The sequence below is a fragment of the Brevundimonas sp. P7753 genome (genome assembly GCF_013386595.1).
In the GTDB taxonomy this organism is placed as follows: Bacteria; Pseudomonadota; Alphaproteobacteria; order Caulobacterales; family Caulobacteraceae; genus Brevundimonas; species Brevundimonas bullata.
The window spans coordinates 1-3,775 of the sequence record NZ_JACARP010000189.1; the positions used below are offsets into that span (position 1 = coordinate 1).

The 3,775-nt window shown below is 67.7% G+C and carries 4 protein-coding genes and 1 pseudogene; 1 reads left to right on the forward strand and 4 read right to left on the reverse strand.

All coding sequences use genetic code 11. The annotated features are described in order from the left end of the window. A pseudogene (locus HX774_RS18945) lies at positions 1–324 on the reverse strand (tipN); the annotation flags it as partial. 148 nt (positions 325–472) lie between these two features. Beyond that, positions 473–652, reverse strand: coding sequence for a hypothetical protein (locus HX774_RS18950; protein WP_114816342.1), 180 nt, complete (start codon positions 650–652; stop codon positions 473–475). Positions 653–806: 154 nt separating this feature from the next. On the opposite strand from HX774_RS18950, the gene HX774_RS18955 reads away from it, so the two are divergent. Further along, positions 807–2,285, forward strand: coding sequence for a phospholipase D-like domain-containing protein (locus HX774_RS18955; RefSeq protein ID WP_178828968.1), 1,479 nt, complete (start codon positions 807–809; stop codon positions 2,283–2,285). Here the strand turns inward: HX774_RS18955 and HX774_RS18960 are convergent. After that, positions 2,270–3,016 (reverse strand): endonuclease/exonuclease/phosphatase family protein, encoded by a 747-nt coding sequence (locus HX774_RS18960; RefSeq protein ID WP_114816340.1) that lies wholly within the window; start codon positions 3,014–3,016, stop codon positions 2,270–2,272. The genes HX774_RS18955 and HX774_RS18960 overlap by 16 nt on opposite strands. A gap of 44 nt (positions 3,017–3,060) precedes the next feature. Beyond that, positions 3,061–3,775, reverse strand: a 715-nt coding sequence (locus HX774_RS18965) for a TPM domain-containing protein (RefSeq protein WP_370523750.1), incomplete at its 5' end; no start/stop codon positions are given.

Here is a 3,775-nt window from a genome sequence, read left to right on the forward strand (position 1 = left end):
GGTGGAGACAGGGGCGGGCGGCGGCGTCTCATCGACGACGGCGGGCGGCGCATCGGCCGAAATCGCGAACGGGGGCAGGTCGGATGCCGGCTGGGCGTGCAGGGCGGCGGCGCGCTCCTCGGCCATGCGCTGTTCTTCCAGCAGGCGGCGACGGCGGCGTTCGGACATCGGCTTCTCAGGCTGAGGCGCGCGTTCAAGCTCAAGCGCGTCGTCGAGCACGGGCTCCAGCTCGTCGTCAGGCGCGACGACGGGGGCGGAGTCGTCGTGACCCTCTCCCGGTTCCGGGTCGGAAAGGTTGAGCGGCGGCCGATGGCTGGACTTCATGGGGCGTCGATCTCGATCACTATTCGCCGTAAACGCGGCGAGGGCGCGCGGAGGGATTGGACCCTAGCGGCTCGATCCGGCTGCGCAAAGGCTCGGACGCAGGGATTCAGTGGGAAGATCGGGGATGATCGCCGCTGAAAAGACCGGATCAGCAGTCGCCGGGCGCGGCGACGGCGATGGTGGCGGTGGGCTTGTCCTTGCAGTCCTGCACGCGCTGGATCTCACGATCGGCGTGGCGCGGGGCGTGCAGGTCGACGCCGAACTGCGACAACGCCGCCGCAGCGAGCATCGCAATCAGGCCGGCCAGCATTTCCAGCAGCATTTGCATAGTCGGCCTTATGGCAGACGCAGGGCCGATTTACAATGAGGCGGCAATATGAAGCGGAGCTGTAGAGCCTCGACTTGGAACGAAAACCATCGGAGCGTCACTGTAGCCTCGAATGCGTGGCGGATCGTCACGAGAATCAGACAGCTAAGGCCGTATGCACGACCAGGGCGACACCTATGAAGGCAGCCTGCTCGCCCCCGGGCGCGACTGCTGGCGCGTGGCGACGGCGCACCGTTTCACGCCGTTGATGGAGAACAACGCCTATTTCGACGCCCTGGCCTCGGCGCTGAAAAAGGCGAAAACCTCGATCGTCGTCCTGGGCTGGCAGTTCGATCCCCGCACGCGATTGGACCCGGAATCCCCTCTGACCGACCGTCGCGGCGAGATCGGTCATCAACTGCGGATGCTGGTGCGCGAAAAGCCCGATCTGGACGTGCGGCTGCTGATCTGGAAGTCGCCGCTGCTGATCGCCGCCTCGCAGGGCTTCTATCCCCACAAGGCGCAGCGTTGGTTCAGGAAGCGGACGGTGGAGTTCCGCCTCGATCAGCCCGGCATCCTGGGCGCCTGTCACCATCAGAAGGTGGTCGTCATCGACGACAAGGTGGCCTTCTGCGGCGGTGGCGACATCGCCACGGATCGCTGGGACACGGCTGAGCACCTCGACAATGATCCGCGCCGCTGCCAGCCCTCGGGCCTGTTCAGCGCACCTCGGCACGAGGTCATGTGCGTGATGGACGGCCCGGCGGCCAAGGCGCTGGGCGATCTGGCGCGCGAACGCTGGTATCGCGCCACATGGGAACGCACCGTGCCGGAAGAGGTGGCGGGCGATCCATGGCCCGACGGGGTCGAGCCGGCCCTGACCGACGTGCCCGTCGGCATCGCCCGCACAGAACCGCGCGTCCGCGGGCGGCCCGAGGTGCGCGAAAACGAGGCCCTGCATCTGGAATCCATCCGCCGAGCCAAGCGGCTGATCTATCTGGAGAACCAGTATTTCACCTCGCCGATCATCGCGGCCGCCCTGGCCCAACGGCTGGCCGAGCCGGACGGACCGGAGATCGTGCTTGTCTCGACCGGGCGTAGTCCCAGCTGGTTCGACGGACTGACCATGGACACGGCCCGGGCCGAGGTCCTGTACCGACTGGAGCAGGCCGACGCCTACAACCGCTTCAGCGCCTTCAGTCCCAAGACGGCGGAGGGGGGGCGCATCATCGTCCACGCCAAGGTGTCGATCATCGACGACCAGTTGCTGCGGATCGGCTCGACCAATCTGAACAACCGCTCCCAGGGGCTGGACACCGAATGCGACGTCGCCGTCGAACCGACGACGGACGAGGGACGGGAGGTGGTGCGGCGTTTCCGTCAGCGCTCCCTAGGGCATTTTATCGGGGTGTCGGGCGACACCTTCGCTCAGGCCGAGGCCATCATGGGCTCGGTGGGGCAGGCCATCATGACCTTCGGCTCGGAACGCATGAGCCTGCTGGGATCGACCCCGCCTTCGCAGGTCGAGCGCATGTTCGCCGAATGGCAGCTGGGCGATCCCATGTCGTCGATGGACGCCTGGCGGCCCTGGAAACGGCTGAACCGGACGCACCGCACCCGGCCCCGTTCGGAAGGCGGTCAGGCGCCGGGCTGATCCCGGAACTCGAAGTCGATGGCCAGGGGCAGGTGATCGGACGCGGACCGCGCCAGGGGATGCAACGGCGTCATGGCCCCCGTCACCCTGATCTCCGGGCTGACGAAGCAGTGGTCGATGCGGATGGCGGGGAAGCTGGAGGGGAAGGTCTTCACCGAGGGCTTCAGCCCCAGTTCGCGCTGAGCGTCGGCCAGTCGTCGCGTCAGGGCCTGATAGGGACGGGTGATGGAGGTGGCGTTGAAGTCCCCGGTCAGCAGGGTCGGTCCGGTGCAGCGGGGATCGCCCAGCCAGTCTGGCCCGACCAGGGCCGCCGCCTGCATCCTCTGCTCGCGCGGCACCAGGCCGAAATGGGTGTTGAAGACGTTCAGGATGGTCCCGTTGAAGTCGATGGCCGACCACAGGGCCCCGCGCGGTTCCAGCCCGCGCAGGTTGGGCAGGGTCGGCAGGGCTGCGGCCCGCATCAGGCGTTCCGGGTGCGGGGTCAGGATGGCGTCGCCGTACAACTCGGCCTCGACCTGCATGGCCGGATGAAAGCGGAAGCTCATCGACAGAAGTTCGGCGATGGCGCTGGCTTGATCGACGCCGTCGGTGCGGGCGCGGCCGACGTCCAGTTCCTGCAGACAGACGATGTCCGGTTCCAGTTCGGCGATCACGGCGGCGACGCGCGCCACGTCCAGCTTGCGGTCGACGCCGACGCAGCGGTGCACATTATAGGTAACGAGTCTGGGCATGGGTCCTTGTCGGCGCGGTCCATCCCGCAGCCTGTCTATCCGCTCTAGATGACAACCAGACGGTCGGGGACCTCGTTGATATCAGCGGATCGCGGCGGAAACTGTTCCGCCAGCACATTTCCGCACAGGGCGATGGCCTGTTGCATCCCCTCGACCGGCTGATTGCGGCGCAGACCTTCGGTGAGGGCGGCGACCGCGTCGGCCCAGACCTCGGGACTGACGCAGGCGTGGATGCCTTCGTCGGCGATGACCTCGACCTGATGATCGGCCAGGGCGGCGAAAATCAGGACTCCGGTGCGGGCTTCGGTGACGTGCAGGCCGTGGGCCAGGAACTGCTGCATGGCGGCGCGGCGCACGCGCGTGCGGCGCAAGGGGGCGGGGGTCAGCAGCCGCCGCACCGCCGGGATCAGGGTCAGCAGGAAGACGCCGAGGAAGACCGCCGCCTGCACCAGGGCGTAGGCGGCCAGGGCCTGACCGATCTCGACCTCGCGCGCGGCGGCGTGGGCGGCCTGCCATTCGGCGCCCCAAAGACCAGGCAGACCGGGCAGCCAGTGGGCGCCGAAGCCGAGCGGGATCAGGGCCAGGGGCAGCAGAAGAGCCGCCGCCGCCGCCCAGGCCAGGCTGACGTCGCGATAGGAGGACACCTGCCGCGCCACGACGCAGAAGATCTCGCCGGAAGTGTTTTCTTCGGCGCGAGCGATGGCCTCTGAGACGCGGGCGTGATCCTGTTGTGTGAACTGCATCACCATCCCCCCGAAG

Excerpts from the sequence above, each read along its gene's own strand:
- HX774_RS18950 (WP_114816342.1), bottom strand. The coding sequence starts at position 652 with ATGCAAATGCTGCTGGAAATGCTGGCCGGCCTGATTGCGATGCTCGCT.
- HX774_RS18955 (WP_178828968.1), top strand. The coding sequence starts at position 807 with ATGCACGACCAGGGCGACACCTATGAAGGCAGCCTGCTCGCCCCCGGG.
- HX774_RS18960 (WP_114816340.1), bottom strand. The coding sequence starts at position 3,016 with ATGCCCAGACTCGTTACCTATAATGTGCACCGCTGCGTCGGCGTCGAC.